The organism is Dyadobacter jiangsuensis (genome assembly GCF_003014695.1).
In the GTDB taxonomy this organism is placed as follows: Bacteria; Bacteroidota; Bacteroidia; order Cytophagales; family Spirosomataceae; genus Dyadobacter; species Dyadobacter jiangsuensis.
Genome location: NZ_PYAS01000004.1, coordinates 316,277 through 335,969 on the forward strand (window position 1 = coordinate 316,277; position 19,693 = coordinate 335,969).

At 50.6% G+C, this 19,693-nt stretch carries 17 protein-coding genes; 8 read left to right on the forward strand and 9 right to left on the reverse strand.

From position 1 onward, the window contains the following. Positions 1 to 19 precede the first annotated feature (19 nt). Genes CLV60_RS09825 through CLV60_RS09835 form a run of 3 tightly spaced genes read left to right on the forward strand, consistent with a single transcriptional unit; the run spans position 20 to position 2,043 of the window. Positions 20 to 382 (forward strand): hypothetical protein, encoded by a 363-nt coding sequence (locus CLV60_RS09825; protein ID WP_106595202.1) that lies wholly within the window; start codon positions 20 to 22, stop codon positions 380 to 382. A 34-nt stretch (positions 383 to 416) separates the two neighbouring features. Then, positions 417 to 1,121: a hypothetical protein gene (locus CLV60_RS09830; protein ID WP_106595203.1), complete on the forward strand. Its 705-nt coding sequence runs from the start codon at positions 417 to 419 to the stop codon at positions 1,119 to 1,121. A 13-nt stretch (positions 1,122 to 1,134) separates the two neighbouring features. Next, complete coding sequence (locus CLV60_RS09835; RefSeq protein WP_106595204.1) at positions 1,135 to 2,043, forward strand: hypothetical protein; 909 nt, start codon at positions 1,135 to 1,137, stop codon at positions 2,041 to 2,043. Here CLV60_RS09835 and CLV60_RS09840 read toward each other — a convergent pair whose 3' ends face one another. Together CLV60_RS09840 and CLV60_RS09845 are read right to left on the reverse strand one after the other, a co-directional pair. Continuing rightward, positions 2,044 to 2,769: an esterase family protein gene (locus CLV60_RS09840; RefSeq protein ID WP_106595205.1), complete on the reverse strand. Its 726-nt coding sequence runs from the start codon at positions 2,767 to 2,769 to the stop codon at positions 2,044 to 2,046. A 15-nt stretch (positions 2,770 to 2,784) separates the two neighbouring features. Beyond that, on the reverse strand, positions 2,785 to 3,402 hold the full coding sequence (locus CLV60_RS09845) for a GDSL-type esterase/lipase family protein (RefSeq protein ID WP_106595206.1): 618 nt from the start codon (positions 3,400 to 3,402) through the stop codon (positions 2,785 to 2,787). 224 nt (positions 3,403 to 3,626) lie between these two features. Here CLV60_RS09845 and CLV60_RS09850 point away from each other — a divergent pair, with 224 nt between their 5' ends. After that, on the forward strand, positions 3,627 to 4,049 hold the full coding sequence (locus CLV60_RS09850) for a hypothetical protein (protein WP_106595207.1): 423 nt from the start codon (positions 3,627 to 3,629) through the stop codon (positions 4,047 to 4,049). 136 nt (positions 4,050 to 4,185) lie between these two features. Next, a complete protein-coding gene (locus CLV60_RS09855; RefSeq protein ID WP_106595208.1) occupies positions 4,186 to 5,118 on the forward strand; it encodes an aldo/keto reductase in 933 nt (310 codons plus the stop codon). Here CLV60_RS09855 and CLV60_RS09860 read toward each other — a convergent pair whose 3' ends face one another. Continuing rightward, complete coding sequence (locus CLV60_RS09860; protein ID WP_106595209.1) at positions 5,119 to 7,248, reverse strand: outer membrane protein assembly factor BamB family protein; 2,130 nt, start codon at positions 7,246 to 7,248, stop codon at positions 5,119 to 5,121. It lies immediately after the preceding gene. A gap of 32 nt (positions 7,249 to 7,280) precedes the next feature. Beyond that, entirely contained in the window at positions 7,281 to 9,236 is a 1,956-nt protein-coding gene (locus CLV60_RS09865; RefSeq protein WP_106595210.1) for a sialate O-acetylesterase, read from the reverse strand. Between the two features lie 125 nt (positions 9,237 to 9,361). On the opposite strand from CLV60_RS09865, the gene CLV60_RS09870 reads away from it, so the two are divergent. Beyond that, the gene (locus CLV60_RS09870; protein ID WP_106595211.1) at positions 9,362 to 10,249 is read left to right on the forward strand and encodes a glycosyltransferase; all 888 of its coding nucleotides are present in this window, start codon (positions 9,362 to 9,364) and stop codon (positions 10,247 to 10,249) included. Between the two features lie 2 nt (positions 10,250 to 10,251). Here CLV60_RS09870 and CLV60_RS09875 read toward each other — a convergent pair whose 3' ends face one another. Genes CLV60_RS09875 through CLV60_RS09890 form a run of 4 tightly spaced genes read right to left on the reverse strand, consistent with a single transcriptional unit; the run spans position 10,252 to position 14,721 of the window. Then, positions 10,252 to 11,004 carry a glycosyltransferase family 2 protein gene (locus tag CLV60_RS09875; protein WP_106595212.1) on the reverse strand — a complete coding sequence of 251 codons (753 nt, stop codon included), beginning with the start codon at positions 11,002 to 11,004 and terminating at the stop codon, positions 10,252 to 10,254. Between the two features lies 1 nt (position 11,005). Continuing rightward, complete coding sequence (locus CLV60_RS09880; protein WP_106595213.1) at positions 11,006 to 11,962, reverse strand: glycosyltransferase family 2 protein; 957 nt, start codon at positions 11,960 to 11,962, stop codon at positions 11,006 to 11,008. Continuing rightward, complete coding sequence (locus CLV60_RS09885) at positions 11,959 to 12,891, reverse strand: glycosyltransferase family 2 protein (RefSeq protein WP_106595214.1); 933 nt, start codon at positions 12,889 to 12,891, stop codon at positions 11,959 to 11,961. The genes CLV60_RS09880 and CLV60_RS09885 overlap by 4 nt, the downstream gene beginning before the upstream one ends. Continuing rightward, complete coding sequence (locus CLV60_RS09890; RefSeq protein WP_106595453.1) at positions 12,892 to 14,721, reverse strand: ABC transporter ATP-binding protein; 1,830 nt, start codon at positions 14,719 to 14,721, stop codon at positions 12,892 to 12,894. A 252-nt stretch (positions 14,722 to 14,973) separates the two neighbouring features. Here CLV60_RS09890 and CLV60_RS09895 point away from each other — a divergent pair, with 252 nt between their 5' ends. After that, positions 14,974 to 16,158: a putative sensor domain DACNV-containing protein gene (locus CLV60_RS09895; protein ID WP_106595215.1), complete on the forward strand. Its 1,185-nt coding sequence runs from the start codon at positions 14,974 to 14,976 to the stop codon at positions 16,156 to 16,158. Here the strand turns inward: CLV60_RS09895 and dinB are convergent. Next, complete coding sequence (gene dinB, locus CLV60_RS09900) at positions 16,153 to 17,271, reverse strand: DNA polymerase IV (RefSeq protein ID WP_106595216.1); 1,119 nt, start codon at positions 17,269 to 17,271, stop codon at positions 16,153 to 16,155. The two genes, CLV60_RS09895 and dinB, sit on opposite strands and share 6 nt — an antisense overlap. Positions 17,272 to 17,437: 166 nt before the next feature. Here dinB and CLV60_RS09905 point away from each other — a divergent pair, with 166 nt between their 5' ends. Then, complete coding sequence (locus tag CLV60_RS09905; RefSeq protein ID WP_106595217.1) at positions 17,438 to 19,579, forward strand: M43 family zinc metalloprotease; 2,142 nt, start codon at positions 17,438 to 17,440, stop codon at positions 19,577 to 19,579. Positions 19,580 to 19,693: the final 114 nt, after the last annotated feature.

The window sequence follows — 19,693 nt, forward strand, 5'->3', positions numbered from 1 at the left end:
GAAAATCAGGACAACTGTTATGGCCAATGTTAAAACCGTACTCGACCAATGGTCGGTGAAAGACCTCGAAGACAATTCCAGCATAAATGTACTCGTAGAAGGCTGTACCGAGCTCGGTAACAACGCGCAGCCGGGCGTACAGATTATATGCATGGGGCACTACGTCACCTACGAACCCAATATCGTAGAGCAATGGGCCTACAAAGCCGGCAAACAAGGCATTTCGGAATATTTGCTGGAAGACAAATCCTGGACTTTTCACGAAGATCAGTACGTGAAATATTTCCTGGTGCTGGGCAGCCCGCTGAAAGCGCGGATCATCGTGAAAACACGTAGCTCGAAGCCCAATACCAGGGAGTATGATCTTCCTTTTGAAGTCTGATCCGGAATAATACTCACACACACATCCTGCTGAAATGATCAAGTTCTCCTACCTCGCATTGCTGGGTATTTTCTCCATTATTCTTCTGATTGCGGTAGTTTACTACCTTCTGAAACCCACCCCGACCGGCGACAGCTCGGTGGGGTGGGCGCTCGGGATCTTCTACGTGGCCGGGCTGGTTGGCGTGGTGCTGCTCGCAGCCTTGTTCTGGAAAAACAAAACCATCGGGTTGGCAATCCTCTGCATTCCAATACTGATTTTGCTGCTGCCGGTCATCAAACAGAAAGCAACAGACTTGTATGCCTGGTTCCCTTCCCAACAGCGCAGCCCACTCACATTACACATTGCCAATAACACGCCGGCGCTGGTGAATGTGAAGCTCGAATGCTGGTTCGGTAAAAACGAAGGTGCCCAGCAGTCTCTTTACAAAACATTGGAATTTACCTCAAAACCGTTGGCGGTGGACCAGCATGTGCTGTCGGATTATGATGCGCAGCTGCTTGCATCGAAGTCCGCATTTGTACGGCTGGTTTTCTTCGAATGCTTGCAGCAAAGCGGAAACGGTTACTCATTCGTCCGGGAAGTGCAGCCTTGCATGCAATATCATGATGTGCCCGTTAAGGACTTTCAGGTGAAAGATTACCTGATCGCGATTGACGGCGAGAAAAACTCGGAGGCGTTTCAGGCGGAGGTCAGGAGGTTGAAAACAGACAGTCTTTATACGAACGGGGTGTTCTGAAAATCGGAATCTTATGAAATTGATTTTATCGAAAATAATCCCCTCGCCGCTCGATGTACCATTGCAGCTCGCGCACGCGCTGGAAAGAACCGGCGCTTTTTTAATGGCCGACCGTTGGAGAATACTGCTTCTCCGTCCAGATGGTGCCACAGACCTGATATGGCAAACCACCGACGAGGATGTCGCATACCAATGGCGAGGCTTTTTCGACGATAGGCTCACCGATTCGGTTTACGATGAAATCAGGCAACAGGCCAATGGCTTCCGGTTGCTTTCAAAAGCAGATTATCAACGGGTTGGGGCATCCGGCCTTTACAAAACAGCCAACACGCTGCCGTTGCTCTTCGAGGCGCAGGATGGTACTTGGATCGCCTTTGCTGGAAAGAAAATATCGATTTTAAAATCGGAGGAAGGGCATGTTCGTGAATGTGCTGCAACGAAGACCAAGGGCAAAGACCCGATTTGCCAGGCTTTGCACCCCCACCAAAATCTGCTTGTATACGGGACCAATTACGGAGAACTATTTGCTCAGCCACTTAATCAGAATCAGTTCGGCAAGACCATTAAAATTAGTCAGCTCCCCAATACTTGCTACCAAATAGCATTTGCGACGGACGGTAAAAAAATGTTCGTCGGAGGCCTGGGCTACGTTAAAATGTTTGAATACGACGGCCAAGGATTTACAGAGACCGCATCCATTTCTTCGGCACTGAGGTCTTTCGAAATGGTGGACGATTACCTGATTCTTAACAAGGGAATGCACGGTATCGATATCATTAAAGTAACGGATAAGCTGCAAAGGGTCGATTCAATGGATTTACCGTTTTCGATCGATAAAATGTTCTGTCTCGCTTCGCAGAAATCCCTGTTGCTCACATCCGGGTCCACAAACGAATGGGCTTTACTCAACTTATCGGCGTAACTACAAATATATCTTCACCATTTCCCGCCAGTACCTGGGCCGGTGGGCTTCATCGTCCCAAATGTAAAACTGGTGCGGCACGCTGAGTTGATGAAGCGAATCGCTTAAATGGCGGTTATTGTCCAGAAAAGTATCCTCACGCCCGATCACGAGCGTAATTTCCATTTCTCTTAGTTGTCGCAGCAACTTAGGATCCGAAATGCCCGGCACAAAATGATTGGGCATATTGTAATAGATATTTTCATCAAAATACCCGTCGAACAGGTCCGCGAAATAGGGTAGCGCCTGCGTAAGATCGTAGCGCGCGCTCATGCCTACAACTTTGGTGAAAATGTCAGGATGCTTGAATGCGATGTTCACAGCATGATAGCCTCCAAGGCTGCAACCTGCGGCGATCAACTCGCGCTTTTTGTTCTGTGTCCGGATGAATGGGATCACTTCTTCCAGAATGTACTTTTCGTATTGGATGTGGCGCGCGATGCGCAGGGGAGGTGGGGAATCGGAATAAAAACTCTCGCTATCGATGCTGTCGACGCAGTATACCTGTATGTAACCGGCGTCGATCTTCTCTTTCATGGCATCAATTACCCGCCAGTTTTCGAAATCGTAAAAATGGGCTGAGCGCGTCGGGAAAAATATGACCGGAGTTCCCGAGTGACCGAATACAAGCATTTCCATCGACTTACCCAAAATCGGACTAAACCACTTGTGGTACGCTCTTTCCATGACGAAAAGGTTTGTTTAAGAAGTTTTCTGAAGTGCGCCGTTGACGGCATATATGTTTTCACTAATCACTTTCTTCCAAATTGCATACCCGTCCGCGCTCAGATGCAGCCCGTCCGCTTCAAAAAGCGACTTGCGCGGATAGCCCTGGTAGTTCACCATGAGCGGGAAAATATCGATGTAATGCTGATGCGGGTCTTTTTCGATTTCCTCCCGGATTAATTCATTGGCAGTCCGAATGGAGGCGATAATGTCCCATCGCTGTAAGCTCGGCTTTATCGACACAAAAAAGCATGGAATATCCCCAAAACGTGCCCGGACGAGCGCAATAAGCTGGCGGTAAAAGAGCAGCACTTCCGTGGGATGGCGGCCATCTCCCAGGTCGTTGTCGCCGGCATATATCACCATGCGGGCCGGGGCCGTTACGGTGGTCATAATACGTTCGAAGAACCACACACAAGCCGCCAATGTGGAGCCTCCGAAGCCCAGGTTAATCGGTTTCAGTTCTGCAAAATCCTCGTACAAGCCCGTCCATAATGTAAAGCTCGAACTTCCGTAGAAGATCGTATCCGGTTCATAGTTTAGTGTGGATCGTTCTTTTTCGACTCTTTGTACTTCCTCTTCGTACCAGACCATATTTTCCTGATTTTCGGTATCCCGCTGATTTTTGGGTGTTTAACCGTAAAAATAGGCACTGGAAATTAACATATGGTTAAATAATAGTCACGGGAATGAGAATTATCACATAATCCGGCAAATCGTCGTCGCTATACTACAAGAAATATAATTTTTTATAAATCGGTTACAACCATCGGTCTGCATTCAGTTTCTCTGCATTATAATTCAAAACTACTATTGGCATGAAAAGAACGATTTTACTCGCATTGATCTGTATTGCAGCTATTTCCTGTGACAAAAAGGACGACGCCGCACCTGAGGCTGACCTGAATCCGACCAGCCTGACTTACCAGAAGGCAGCCACAGTTCGTACTTCGGGAAGCGATCTGAAAGTGGAGCTCAAAGAGGTGGCCGACAGCCGCTGTCCGATGAACGCCAACTGCGTTTCGATGGGAAGCGCGAAATTGGTGCTCTCGATCTCCGACGCTTCGAATCAGGTGAATGTGAATTTCGAATTCAAGGGTGATTCTAAAAACCAGCAAGGTTTTAAGCTTGGAGGAACAGAGTACGTTTTGACTGTCTCGGAGGTGCTTCCTTACCCCGAACTTCCAAAATCACCCAAGCTGGAAGATTACAAGATTGGAGTATCCATCGAAAAAAAGTAATAGATTCAGATTTGGTGTGAAGTGCAGCAAAAGGAGTCAGGTGTATCCTGGCTCCTTTTCTCATTTTTGGCCTTTCAGGTGCTCCCAATGCGATTTGTTCGTAACTTGAACATTTCAAAAACCCATTAACCAGCCAATGAAGCATATTTTTTCAAGACGGGAGGCTTTGGCCGGACTGGCTGCTGCCGGTGCCGGACTGGCATTGAGCCCGTTTTCTTCCTCAGCCCATAACGATCCCAAAATGATACTGGAAAGAAAGATCCCCTCGACCGGCGAACGCCTGCCGGTGGTTGGACTGGGCTCATGGCAGCAGTTCGACGTCGGAGCCGGCGCTTCCGAGCGTGCCCCGTTGAGAGAAGTTTTGCAGAAAATGCAGGAAATGGGTGGAAAGTTGATAGATGCTTCGCCTATGTATGGGCGCGCGGAGCAGGTAATCGGTGACCTGACCACGGATTTGAAGCTGAACGAGCAGTTCTTCTTCGCCACAAAAGTGTGGACAACCGGCAAGCAGGAGGGGATCGATCAAATGAATGCTTCGTTGCGAAAAATGAAAAGGAAAAAGATCGACCTGATGCAAGTGCATAATTTGCAGGATTGGGAAACGCATCTTAAGACGCTCAGAGAGTGGAAAACTGCGGGAAAGATCCGCTACATCGGTATTACCCATTACACCGATGCCTCCCACACGCGCCTGGAACAGATCGTGAAGTCGGAAAATATTGATTTTGTACAATGCAACTATTCTATACGCTCGCGAAATGCGGAGAAAAGTCTGCTGAAAGCGGCGAAGGATAAAGGTGTGGCGGTGATCATCAATGAACCCTTCGAGCAGGGAGCACTGTTCCGAGCCGTGAAAGGGAAGGAGTTGCCCGCCTGGGCCGCCGACTACGATATCAAAAGCTGGGCGCAGTTTTTCCTGAAATATATTATCAGCAATGACGCCGTCACTTGTGTGATACCAGGTACTTCGGATGTGAAGCACCTGGTAGACAATCTCGGCGCCGGCGAAGGACGCTTGCCCGACGAAGCGGGGCGGAAAAAAATGATCGAGTGGATTGCGGGAATTTAACTATTCCAATGCGAAAGCTACATATTGGTTACCTTTTTTGGTCCCGAGTTTGGTACCGCCGCAGGCAATCACCACATATTGTTTTCCATTAACTTCATACGTAGCGGGTGTAGCAAACCCGGCAGCCGGCAATTGCGTTTCCCAGAGCAATTTGCCGGTTTTTTTATCAAATGCCCTGAACTTCCCATCTTTCGTGGCAGCGATGAAAAGCAACCCGCTGGCCGTGACAACGGGTCCGCCATAGTTTTCGGTACCGGTGGTGGGAACACCTTTTGCTTTGAGTGACTCCACTTCACCAAATGGTATTTTCCAAAGGAACTTACCGGTGTTCAAATCAATCGCATTGAGCGTGCCCCAGGGCGGCGAAATCGCAGGTAGGCCGTTGGCATCGAGGAACTTGTTGTAGCCCGTGCTCTGGTAAGGCAAATAGACTTTTTTAGAAGCAGGTGTTTCCGACACAGCCTCCACTTTTTCATCTCCAAACAGGAATGAAACCAGGGCCTGCTTTTCGTCGGCTGTCAGCATCGTGAAACCAGGCATCATACCTTTGCCGGAGCTGACCAGCTGGTTCACAAATGCCTTATCGCGGCGGGTACCGATATCGACCAGCGACGGGTAGCCGCTTTTAGCGTTGCCTTTTCGCTGTGCACCGTGGCAGGTTACGCAATACGTGGTGTAAACCTTTTCACCGGGACTCAGGTTGGACAATTCGCTTTCCTTCGGCGTATCTTTCATCGTCAGGATCCACGCCATTTCGTTGCTGTTCACATACAAAATGCCTTCGTTCGGGTCGGCTGCCGCGCCACCCCATTCCGCGCCCCCATCGAAGCCGGGAAGGATTACCGTGCCTTCTTTACTTGGTGCTGCGAAAAGGGCCTTTTTGTAGCCTTTGAATTTGATTTTCAACGAATCGCGGTCAGGTGCGTGAATGCTGATGTCATTCTCCGTCAGCGTGTAAGCTTGCCGGGCATAGGGGGCTGGTTTGCTCGGTACGGGCTGGGTCGGCCATGGATATTCACCGGGCAATGCGTCTTTGGGGGCAGTAACCTCTTTGATAGGGAAAAGGGGCTTGCCCGTAACCCGGTCGAAAAGGAATATATAACCTTGCTTGCTGACCTGTGCCACGGCGTCGATCTTGCGTGGTTTGCCGTCGGCTCCGGTTTGTGTGACGGTAATCAGGTTCGGTGGAGCGGGGAGGTCGCGGTCCCAGAGGTCGTGGTGCATTGTCTGAAAATGCCAGAGACGCTTGCCCGTGCGTGCGTCGAGCGCGAGCAAACAGTTAGCAAACAGATTGGCTCCCTTGCGTTTGCCGCCGTAAAAATCGTAACCTGCCGATCCGGTAGGTACATACAATATGCCTCGTTTACGGTCGATGGCCGTGCCTGCCCAGTTGTTCGCAGCCCCAGTAAATGTGTTTTTGTATGCGTCGGGAGGAAAGGTTTCATACCCGAACTCGCCGGGATAGGGGATGGTATGAAAGGTCCAGACGAGCTTACCTGTACGCACATTGAATGCCCGGAGGTCACCAGGCGCCGCGTCGGATTCCTCCGAAAGCCTTAAAGGCATAATGATCAGGTCTTCGAAGATTGTCCCCGGTGTGTTGGAAACCATGTATTTGCTTTTGGCGGTTTCCGGTAGTCCGGTGTGCAGGTCGATACGCCCGTTGTCGCCAAAGCTCTCAATCACTTTCCCCGTGCGCGCGTCGAGCGCGTATAGGTATGAGCCCATCGCGTGCATGATGCGCTTGTCGTCTCCGTCTTCCCAGTAGGTAAGGCCGCGGCTGGTGTTGGAACCGTTTTTGGACTTATCACCAAATAGCCACAGCTGCTTTCCGGTGGCCGCATCGAGCGCAAAAGCCTGCACGGTGGCCGTAACCCCGTATAACACGCCGTTCACGACGATCGGGTTCACCTGCGTTTGCCCCGAATCGGGCATGGACCAGGTCCAGGCGACTTTCAGGTTTTTGACATTATTCTTATTGATCTGCGTCAGCGGGGAGAAATGATTGCGGTCGGGGCCTCCGAGATATTCACGCCATTCGCGTTGGTCGTCATTCGGGATGGAAACTGTTTGTGCACCGGCCAGTATCAAGGCAAGGCCGCCAACACACCACGATAAGGGTTTTAACATAGAAACTTCAAAAATCAGATGTAGAAAGAAGGTTATTCAAAACGGGTATTTACTGTGAGGCCCGGCCACGAGTCGGTACGGAATGCGCTGGCTGGGAATCCGTCGGCATTGTACAAGTTGGCGTCTTCCGGCGCATCCGACCATGCATAACGTACTGCGACGGGCTTGCTCACTTTCGGGCTCGACACAACCACTTTGCTACCCTGGATTTCCGCTTGGGCGTAGTGGAAAACCTTATCCTCACCTGCAATCTCAAAGCCTTTCAAATACCCGTAACGGTCCTTGACCGTGAGCCCGTTTTCCGCATTTTTGAAAGAAATAATCGCTTTGGTGCCGTCCACCTGCATTTGGTCATAAAGTGGAGAAGCATAGGGGATGTTTTGGCCGTAATCCTGTTTCAAGGCATTGGTGGCCAGGCGGTGGGCCACGTCCTGTTTGTTGGTCGGGTGAATGTCGAGCGGATTACCCACGTCGGTAGTAACGGCCATACCGGTTTTGGGGAGGCTTAAAGTCATGTTTTGAGCCTCACGGAGTTCGGCCCAGTTACTTCCTTTGTTACTGTCACGGTCGGCGCCGAAGCTGGATAGTTGTACCCAGTAAAACGAGAATTCATCATTCCAGAGCTTACGCCAGTCGTTGATCATGAGCGGAAACGATTGGCGGTACTGATATGCGCGCCCGGCGTTGCTTTCGCCCTGGTACCAAAGCGTACCGCGAATGGCGAAGGGAAGCAAAGGCACGATCATCGCATTGTAAATCGTGGTACCTACATTGTTCATCAAATGTGCGTACTCATGCTTTTCCGCGAATGCTGGCATCAGGTACCAGTCTTTGGCGAGGCTGGTTTTACGGCTTCCGTCCTCTACATACAGATCGTTGGCGGACCCCATCAGCCCCGGGCCAAACCAGGCCGCACTCACCATATTGCCGGTTTTGAGGGTCAGGATATTCTTCCCTTCTTTCCAGGTACCGGCAGGCAGCTGGATTTTGCGCGCGCCTTTCGCGGTGCCTTCATGCACGGGCTTGCCGTTGATATACACCTCAACCGGCCCGTCGTTCTCAGCCAGTGAGAGGGTGGTTTGTTTTGCGACCCAGTCGGAAGAGATCGACACTTCTTTGGCCATATAACCCTTGCCGCGGAAACCCATCAGGCCTTTCCAATCCCATTGCCCCACGCCGTCCGCGGTTTTTTGCCAGCTGGTGAAATCCACGTCCGGCGAAAGGTATTTCTTTTCATCTTCCCAGGTCGGGTCGTAGGTTGCATTTTTAAAAAGCTGCTTTTTCAATTTCTTGTCCATAATGGCGTCCGCTTCCTGCCAGGTCTTCGGCAGGTTTTGAGCGTAGGAGCGGAGTTGGTCATCGCCCAGCATGGCCTCTTTACTGATCCAGCCTTCTATTTGCGAACCTCCCCACGACGAATGCAGCAGGCCGATCGGGACATGCAGTTTTTGATAAAGTTCGCGGGCGAAAAAGAAACCCACAGCCGTGAAGCCGCCGACGGTCTCCGCACTGGCTACTTTCCATTCCCCGGCTGACAGGTCCTGCTCGGGTTGAAGCGTCACGACGTGGTCGACGCGGAAATGGCGGATCTGTGGAAATTCGGCATTTTTGCGTTCCTCCTCATAGTTTTTCGCCGCCGAAACAGGCCATTCCATATTCGACTGTCCCGAGCAAAGCCACACTTCGCCGATCAGGACGTCGTTCACGGCCGCATTACCCGATTTGGCGCTTGCCTGCAACGAATGCGGCCCGCCGGCTTCCAAAGCCTTGAAATTCACCCGCCATTTGCCGGAAGCATCCGCTTTCACATCCATCGATTGCCCCGCCAGTGTTACTTTCACTTTTTCACCCGGTTTGGCCCAGCCCCATACGGGAATCGGCTTTTGGCGTTGGAGCACGACGTGGTCGGAGAAAAGCCGGGCGAATTTGACTTGCGCAAAGGCGGGCGACGCGCAGGCGAGAAGCAGCAGTATAAAAATGCGTTTCATGAAAGCAGAAAATGTTTATGGATACCTATAAATGCCGGAAACCGTCATATTCTACTGGAATAGCAGCCACGAGCGCCCGCATTAGTGAATTTGGCGTTACTTTTGGCCTTGGTTAAATATATCTGATGATCTCAATTATTATTTGCTCGGCCAATGATGTGGAACTGGCTCACGTCTCGGAGAATATCCGGAAGACGGTGGGTGTGGCGTATGAAATTATCGCTATCGATAACCGGAGGGAGCCGCGTGGGATTTGTGCAGTGTATAATGAAGGTGCCAAACGTGCCCGGTTTGATCTGCTATGCTTCATGCATGAAGATATTGAAATGATGACGGCGGACTGGGGGGCCAGGGTCTTGGATATTTTCGATCAAAATCCGCAGCTTGGTCTGCTGGGCATCGCCGGCGGCGGATACAAATCCCTGGCGCCGTCGAGCTGGTATAACTATCATTTGCAGGAAAACGGCGGCTTTTACTGCAATCTCGTGCAGGGGTACAGGCATACGGGAAGGGAGGATACGGTTGAATACCGGAACCCGCGGAATCAGCCGCTCTCACGGGTAGCTTGTATCGACGGCTGCTGGATGTGTACGCGGAAGGAAGTGGTTCGACGATTTCCGTTCGATGAGAAATTGTTGACGGGGTTTCATGGCTATGACCTCGATTTTTCGATAGCGGTAAACCAGGAATACCAGGTGGCGGTTACTTTCGAAGTATTATTGAAACATTTCTCGGAAGGCAACTTTAACCAGACCTGGCGAACACAGATGTTGAAGGTTCATCAAAAATGGCCGCATTTACTCCCCCTGAATATCGACGGCGTGCCTGATTCCAGCCTGAAACGGATCGAGCGTGATGCCTATGAAGTTTTTCTTCAAAAGGCGGTAGAGGAAAAGTGGTTTTCCAAATGGGAGCTTGCGCGACTTATCTGGACGAGCCGGCATTCTCGTGTCGCGACGCTGTCCTTCCCTTATAAACTGATGCTCCGGCTCCGCAAAATGAAGCCGGACTGACCTTATTTCATTTTGCGCAGTTCCTTGTTAAATTTCCGTACGCGGTTCAGATAGGAGAAGAAACTGCGGCCTTCCCATTTGTATTCATAATAAAACCGCTCCCTGCTGGTGAGCTGTGCTTGTTCGGTGGCCGTCCTGGTTTTCAGCGTCCGGCTTTCGAGGTGATCTACCAGCGATGAAGTTACCAGTGCATGTTTTAAATGGTGCTTTTGAAGCGTATTGCCATAATCATTGTCCGCAAACCAGAATTTGAATGCAGGATCAAGTTTCCCCGTGATTTTAAGCATATCCCTTTTGAAGAAAATGCACCAGCCTACGAGCTCTTTGCGCACTTCATAGCCATAATGCAAGCCGCTATTCAATGCTACGCCGTGTTCGGGGTGGTGGATACTGCACGCGGGACAGGCGCTCCAAAGTTCGGGATCCGATTCAAATGCCCGTAGGATTTCGGTGGCCCAGTTTGGGTGGAACAGCAGGTCATTGTTGCAAATGCATACCCAGCGCGCCTTCGTCATGCCGATACCGATATTCATGTAACGATGATAGCCAAAGGGCTGCCATGGGTACACCGTTTTCGTGCCCGGGTATTGGTAGGGCTTCATTTCCTTATTGGACTCTAAAACCACGATATTGAATCTGATCTTTTGAGGATCTTCCGATTTCAGAAGGGTATCGATCCCTTCCAACGTCACCTTTTTCAGCTCTTCGTTGCGGGCGTAACTTAATATGATAATGTCAATTTCAATAGGCAGCATATTACCTCCCTTTTTTGAACAGCGCTTTCCGCTTGTAATTCAGTGATTTAAAATAGTATGATATGAAGGTCTTCCGGTCTACCAGCCCTGAGAGTAGTTTCATTTGCCCGGGACTCAACAAGTTGGCATGGTACATCATGTATTTGTACAGTTTTTGCGTGCTGGCATTGTTCCGGTCGAGCAGCTTTTGTTTTTCATCCTGGGTCAGAATGGACGATTTGCCTACCGCCTCCACAATGCGTTTCCGGAATTCCAGCTCTCCGGCCTGCATTACCTGGATGTTCCTGCTCGTGTTCCGTGCATGAATGCGGATGAGCGTCCGTGCGTTATCATCGCCAATGAATGTGTACCGGGCGCCGCTGATGGCACAATTGAACCAGAACTCCCAGTCTTCTGTGTAGTTGCTCAGTTCGGGAAAGCCATTCACCTTTTCAACGATCGCCCTGCGCAAAACGGGACTGCTTACCACCGCGATGTTCGAGTAAATCAGCGTATTCACCGCCTCAAATCCCCTCGCATCGATTTTGGGCAACCAGTTGTTATGGTTCATTTCATAATCGGGATAGTAGATATCCGGCTTGTCCGTCTCGAAATAGAGGTGGTCGGTGTAAGCAATGTCCACATCGGGATGGCGTTCCAGGAAATCGACCTGAATGGCCAGCTTGTCGGCACTCAGGAGATCGTCGGCATCCAGAAACTGGATGTATTGCCCTTTCGACATCCTGAAACCCCGGTTCCGCGCTACTGAAACACCGCTGTTAGCCTGACGGACGTATTGAATACGGCTATCGCGGGCGGCAAATTTCGCCACTACTTCTTCGGTATTGTCCAAAGAGCCGTCGTCGACAACGAGAGCTTCCCATTCATGGAAGTTTTGGGCTAAAAGGTTTTCAAGGGTTTCGCCAATGACAAAACCGTAGTTATAGGACGGAATGATGATGCTGACTATTACACTCATAGGAGTTTTTTTGCTTTGCTACCCCAGATCTTTCTTACCACATAGAAGAACTTACTGATCCCGGATTTTTTCAAAAGGCTTAACAGGGTTGTGCGATGTTGCCAGATAAGGAAGCCATATTGCGGACTTGCGAACGAGTGGATACGCGATTCGCTCAGTACCGCCAGCCGACTGAGCAGGTCACGGGTGCCTCCGTTCGCCTTCGCAACGCATTGGGCGATCCAAAGCGATTCTCTCTTGATCTCTGAGAGTTTTACGTCAAGGCTCCGTTCCATTTTGTTTCTGGCAAGGATGTCGGTCGAGTTTCGGCTGTGTTGCCTGTATTGCACAAGTACCTGTCCTACGAAATCGATGGATCCGGCACTGGCAGCGTTAACAGCGAGCCACTGGTCGTAATAAAAGCCTTCCGGAAAAGGTTGTGCTTTTGCTACCAGCTCTTTTTTCATGAGGATGGTATGGCCCGACACGCAATTCAGATACAAAAATGCCTCCGGTGACGAGCCTCTGTAAAAATTGAACTTATCCGAGATTTTGAGGCCCATTGAATTTCCCGTTTCGTCGATAAATTCGGAGTCATGGTAAATCAGGAAGCTATTTCCGATCGCTTCCAGTTGCAGCCTCAGTTTGTCGGGATGCCATCTATCGTCCTGGTCGCAAATGGCGATGTATTCACCCTCGCAAAGGCTCAGCGCCTTTTGGAAATTCTTGTTATAACCCAGGTTTTTGTCGTTTCTGAATAATCTGAAACGCTCGTCGCCGGCAGCATATGCCTGTAAAATATCCCAGGTCCCATCCCTCGAAACATCGTCTACGATCACCAGCTCCCAGTTGTCGATAGTTTGACCAAGGATCGAATCGAGCTGGGTTTTCAGAAACTGCTCGCCGTTATATGTGCATAATGCGATCGATATCTTTGGGGTATCCGTCATTTAAGCTTCTGAAAAGGTCTGCATATCGATCAGGCGCTTGTACAGCCCCTCGCGTGCGATGAGTTCCGCGTGGTTGCCTTGTTCGATGATCTTGCCCTCTTCCAGCACCAGGATCGTGTCCGCATTCTGGATCGTGCTCAGACGGTGCGCGATCACAAGCGACGTTCTGTTTTTCATCAGGTTGTTCAATGCTTCCTGCACCAGTTTTTCCGATTCGGTATCCAGGGCTGAGGTCGCCTCGTCGAGGAGCATGATCGGAGGGTTTTTCAAAACGGCCCGTGCAATGCAGATACGCTGCTTTTGCCCGCCGGAAAGCTTCATTCCGCGGTCGCCGATATTGCTGTAATAGCCCTCTTCGGTTTCCATGATAAACTCATGCGCATTGGCGATGCGGGCTGCGGCCTCAACCTGCTCTATTGTGGCATTAGGGCTTCCGAAGGCGATATTGTGGAAAATCGTATCGTTAAAAAGCATCGATTCCTGGTTCACCAGCCCGAACATCGACCACAGTGACTCCTGCTTGATCTGCCGCACATCGACGCCGTCGATCAGCACCTGTCCTTCCTGGGTATCGATAAACCGGGGCAACAAGTCCATCAAAGTGGATTTTCCTCCGCCCGAAGGTCCTACCAGCGCCACCGTTTTACCTTTCGGGATCGTCACATTAATAGATTTCAGCACAGGCCGGGAAGGGTAGGAGAACGATACATTTTCCAGGCGGATGGATTCTTTGAAATCCTTCATTTCTATCGCATTCGGTGCATCTTCGATCTCCGGTTTCTCGTCGATCAGTTCGAGTACGCGCTCGCCGGCTGCGATACCCGCGTGTATGGTGCTGAAAGAGTCGGTCAACGCCTTAGCCGGGCGCATCACCTGGGAGAAAATACCGATATAGGCAACAAATTTGGCTACCGTCAGCTCCGTGCCCGATGGATTGTTCAGGATCAGCGAACCGCCGTACAAAACGATGATCGCCACCATCGTAACCCCGAGGAATTCCGAAACGGGCGAGCCCAGCTGCTGCCGTTTCGCCATTTTTCGGCCCAAATCGGAGTAGCGGATGTTTTCTTTGTGAAACTTCTCCTTGATATCGTCGGTAGCATTGAAAGCCTTGATGATTTTAATACCGGTAAGCGCTTCATCGAGGTAGCTGATCATCAGTCCGAAATAATGCTGGGCAAGGGTAGCCTGCTCTTTCAGTCTTTTTACAATTTTTGAAATCAGGAATGCTGAAACCGGTATGACGAGAATCGCGAAGAACGTGAGCCGGGCCGAAGTGGCGAAAAGCATGAACACATAGGCAATCAGCTGCAACGGTTCCTTAAAAACAACCTGCAAGGTGCTGGTAACAGAGAACTGTACAACCTGTACGTCGGATGCGATCTTTGAAATAATATCCCCCTTGCGCTGGTTGCTGAAATACCCCACGTGCAGGTTCATCACGCTGTCGAATACCTTTTTGCGAAGGTTCAGCAAGGTATGGATCCGGAGATTTTCCATGATCCGCTGCGAGAGGTATTTGAAAATATTCGAAAGTAATACCGAAACTACGATTACCGCACATACGATCTGCAATGCGCCAAGTGGTCCGAAGGTCAGGTTGGCCTCCTGCGCATAGTAATTGAGCATTCCTGTCGGGTCGAGCCAGCCATCTGTCGGCCTGGGTAGCGCCACGGCGCCCTGGTTGCTGAACAGCGTACTGAGAAGCGGCGCGAGAAGAGCCAGGTTTAATGTATTAAATACAACCCCCAGTACAATGCAAACAAGGTAAGGGATGGCAAATTTGGCAATCGGTTGGGCAAAAGATAATAATCTGAGGTACGTTTTCATTCTTAGATAATGGCATACCCGCTGTATGCCGGAAGTAAAAAAAACCGAAACCGGGTTTTTCGGATTAACGCGCAAATTAATGCTTATCTGGCGAAACAACTGTCCGTGACTTCAATTAATTCCCGGCAGGCCGCCGGTTAGTACGATGCCAGGGTTACCGGAAAGGTTGGAAACCGTAGGAAAAAAGCCGGCAATAAGCGCCGAGCCCAACTTTTTAAAACAAGTCGTTGTTCAAAAGTAAACCGCCAGACAATGATTACGAATTCCGATATATTTTCGATTGAAACAGGGGACTCCCTACCTGTAACTACCTATAAGGCAGCCCGCTCGGTTGCAGGGCTTGTTGCCAGTCATTTTGAGCGGCACCACGAGGCGGTTTCCAAATACTACGAACAGGAACTCGCGCCCCGTCCGGATGCCCGCATTATTGAAACGATCATCGATACGACGTTCTGGGCGAGCCTGCGCCGCGAGGAGGGACGTTCGCCGAAAGTGTCTATCGCCTACCTTCCGCCCGAAGCTGCCGAACACCCGCTCGTTTTTGCCGAAAAGCTTGCGCTCACCGCCAATGTGCTTACCAAGCTCGCGCCTGCGGTCGAGCGTTCGGGTATACACCTGGGCGTGTGGCTCGAAGATGGGGAGCTGCGCATTTGGGGTACCACACGCGTGATTCCGGGGCTATGCTTCGTGCTGGAAGTGATTGAGCCGGGAATGCTCGTGGTGAAACACCGCCGGGTAGAGGGCTTCGGCAAATTTGTGAACGTAGCGGTGCTCAAAGGCGACCAGGTAAAGATTGTCAATGAGGAGAGCCGTAAAGTGAAGGATTGCCCTTCGCTGATCAACTCGCTGATGGGATTCTCGTCGACGACATTATGGAGTGACTATCCTAATCTGCTTGTGCAATTGGCCGCGTCGATGCGCAGCCATGAGCGGGGCGGCATATTGCTGGTGGTTCCCAAAGGCAAGGAACGCTGGCGGGAGTCGATCATCCACCCGATTACCTATGACGTGCAGCCGCCGTTTTCCGAACTGGCCGATCTGCACCGCAAATACGTAGAAGATCCTAACCCCATTACCTGGCAGAACCAGTTCAGTTCTGCGGTACATAATATGGCGGGCCTCACGGCTGTGGACGGTGCCGCGATCATCAATGACCGCTACGAATTGCTGGCATTCGGTGCAAAAATCGGGCGGGCGCAGGATGCGAAGCCGGTGGAGGAAATCCTGATCACCGAACCTATTATCGGTAATACGGCCATGGTGGTGCATCCGGTACAGAATGGAGGTACGCGGCATTTATCAGCGGCTCAGTTTGTATACGATCAGCGCGATTCGATTGCGCTGGTGGCTTCGCAGGATGGCCGCTTCACGATATTCTCCTGGTCGAAATGTGAGAACATGGTGCAGGCACATCGGGTGGATGCGCTGCTGCTATGACCCGAACGGGAAGAGTTCCAGCTGCTCCGGATCTTTGTATTTCCGCGATTTGACCTCCGGTTCGTGGAAGTTGGATAGCGAGATTCCGAGCAGCCGCACGGCTTTCTCTTCCAGATCGAGTTTTTCGAGTAGTTGCTTGGCCGTGTCGGTGATGGTATCGAGGTCACCTACCGGGTGGGCGAAGGAATGGTTGCGGGTTATCTGGGTAAAATCACTGAATTTAACTTTCAATGTCACTGTCCGGCCTTTCAACTGGTTCTTTTCGAGCCGGTTGGCTACCGTGACGCCGATGCGGTCGAGCTCTTTGTTCATTTCATCCAGCGTGGTAAGGTCGTAGGTAAAAGTGTCCTCCGCTCCGAGCGATTTGGTTTCGCGGTGCGTTTGTACCTCACGATCATCGATTCCGCGCACGATTTTGTAAAAGAAATGGCCTGTCTTTCCAAAATGACTGACCAGCTCGTCTTCCGTCAGTTTTTTGAGGTCCGAGCCGGTAAACAGCTGCATTCCCTTCATTTTGTCGGCAGTCACTTTTCCTACGCCGTGAAACTTCTCCACTGGCAGCTGGTCCATGAAACTCTCGATCTTGGAAGGGCCGATGAACTTCAACCCGTCGGGTTTATTGATGTCGGAAGCGATTTTAGCTACGAATTTATTGACCGACACACCCGCCGACGCGGTGAGGTTCAGTTCTTCTTTGATGGACTTCTTGATTTGCTTTGCAATTTCCACCGCTGAACCGATGCCCATTTTGTCCTCAGTCACGTCGAGGTAGGCCTCGTCCAGGGAAAGCGGTTCGATCAGATCTGTATAGCGGGAGAAAATCTCGCGGATACTTCTCGAAACGGATTTATAAACCTCAAATCTCGGATGTACGAATATGATGTGCGGGCATAGCTGAATGGCCTGACGCGAAGGCATTGCCGACCGTACCCCGAATTTGCGGGCCTCGTAGCTCGCGGTGGCCACCACGCCCCGGCCGGTAGGGGAGCCGCCGACGGCCAGCGGCTTGCCGCGGTATTCAGGAAAATCGCGCTGCTCCACCGATGCGTAAAATGCATCCATATCGATATGGATAATCTTGCGAAAGGGTTTGATAGCGGGCGTTTCCTGCATTGGAAATGGCAAATTTTCGGGTAATAAGTGTATCCTCCAATTAAAAACAAATTAAATAATATTGCATTCGCATCAGGAGGCACTTTTTTTTCGTAGTAGGTGAATAAATCCGCAGTCAGTCTGTAACTAGCGGGCCGATTCTTTTACTCAGTTCCCCGGAAATTCGATGCGACATACTATACTCCTGTTCAAATCCCTTTTTATCATTATTCTTTTGGGCCGTTTCGGCGTCGGCGCTGCGTACGCGCAAGACCGCTGTGCTTCGATGGAGCTCCTCCAAAAGCGTTTCACCGACAAGCCCGCGCTCAAACTGATGTTCGACCAGCGTCAAATTCGGGTTCAACAATTAGTTAATGAAAGAATAGCCTCGGGTAAGTCGCTTCGAACGGCTGGCCCGATTACTATCCCCGTTGTCTTCCACGTTGTACTTAATAGGCAATCTATGGTGACGGATGCGCAGATTATGGCGCAGTTGGATACCATTAACAAAGACTACGCGGGAACTAATGCGAGCGCTTCAAAAGTTCCATCATATTTCCAGTCTCTCTTCGGGCAATCAGGCATTCAGTTTTGCCTGGCGCAACGCACTCCCAATGATGCACCGTCCACAGGTATTGTACGTTATCCGACGACCCGTAACTCATTTGACTATACCACCAATCAAGTGAAACACGCGGAATCGGGCGGTGCTGACGCCTGGGATACCGATAAATACCTCAATATCTGGATATGTGATCTTTCTGGAACCACACTGGGCTATGCTACATTTCCGGACGATGGCGTGAAAGACGAGCAGGGAGTGGCGATTGATTATGCGTCGCTGCCGGGTGGAGCAGCCACTGGTTTTAACCAAGGTAAAACATTGACCCATGAAATTGGCCATTATTTTGACCTTTACCACATTTGGGGCGATGATAATGGAGCTTGTACGGGTGACGACAAAATAGCCGATACTCCTAACCAAAGTAACAGCACTACTACATGCCAAACCGGCATTGTTACCGATCGTTGTACGCCCTCCGGTTCTGGCATTATGTATCAGAATTATATGGATTATACACCAGATGCGTGCCTTTTTATGTTTACAAAAATGCAAGTGGCGCACATGGAGGAGATCTTTGAAAGGTATCGTTCATCACTGCTGCTTTCAAATGGCTGCACGCCTGTGGATGTGAAGAAAAAAGACGCCTCCCTGAAAGCGATCCGCCAGCCAGCACAACGCATTTGTGCCAACTCGCTTACCCCGCAGGTAACGCTGGTGAACAGGGGAAGTGAAACACTTACGTCGGTTACGATCCACGTCGCGATTGACAACGGAACCGGGCAGAATTATAATTGGACCGGTTCATTGGCCACCTATGCCGAAGCAACGGTGACTTTGCCGGCCCTTACTACCGTCGAAGGCAACCATGTGCTGAGCATTACCACGTCGAATCCAAACGGCGCGGCGGATGAGGATACGTCCAATGATGCTTTGAGCCTGGATTTCATCTATTACGAGCCGTTCGCGGCTCCGGTGAAAGAGGGTTTTGAAGGGCTCTTCATACCGCAGGGTTGGGATATTGTGAATGAAGACGGCGGCTCGACCTGGGAGAAAACAACTTCCGCATCCAAAACAGGCAGCGGTTCCGTGAAAATAGGAAACTTTGATAACCAGGTGGTAGGGCAGCGCGATTACCTGCGCTCACCGACGGTGCGCATTGCCGGGGTCGATTCCGCATTCGTGTCGTTCCAGGTGGCAGCCGCGACTTACACCAACGCTTCCGCTCAGGGTAACGTATGGGATACCTTGCAGGTGCTTATTAGTACAGATTGCGGACAGACTTACACAAGTGTCTACAAAAAATGGGGATCGAGCCTCATTACCCGCAGCACGGCCACGCGTACCGCATTTACGCCGGGCGTGAACGAATGGCGGCGCGAAGAGATCAATATCGGCAGCTTCATCGGGCAGGGTGAAATACTCGTCGCATTCCTGAATACCAACGGAAACGAAAACGATATCTACCTCGACGATATCAACATCCGGACGGTAACCGTGAATCCGAACCTGAAAGAAGCAGGTTTCCTGGTGACGCCGAACCCGACGAGCGGACAGGTGTCGGTGCAATTTTATCCGCATCCCGAGAAGCTGAAATCGGTTTCGATTTACAATGTGGCAGGACAAAAAATAAGGGAGACGATCATTACCGGCGAAGTAGCTTCCAATGTTTACAATTTCGATCTGACGACCTATCCGTCAGGGTTATATGTAGTGAAAGCGGAGTTTGAGGACCGGGTCCTGACGAAGAAGATTGTGAAGAACTAAGCAAAAAAGTCAGGAAGTCATTAGGTCATTTGTTGATTTAACAATACACCTAACAACTTCCTGACTGTCAATGACTACAAATGACTATCTCTGACTACAAATGCTATCACTGAC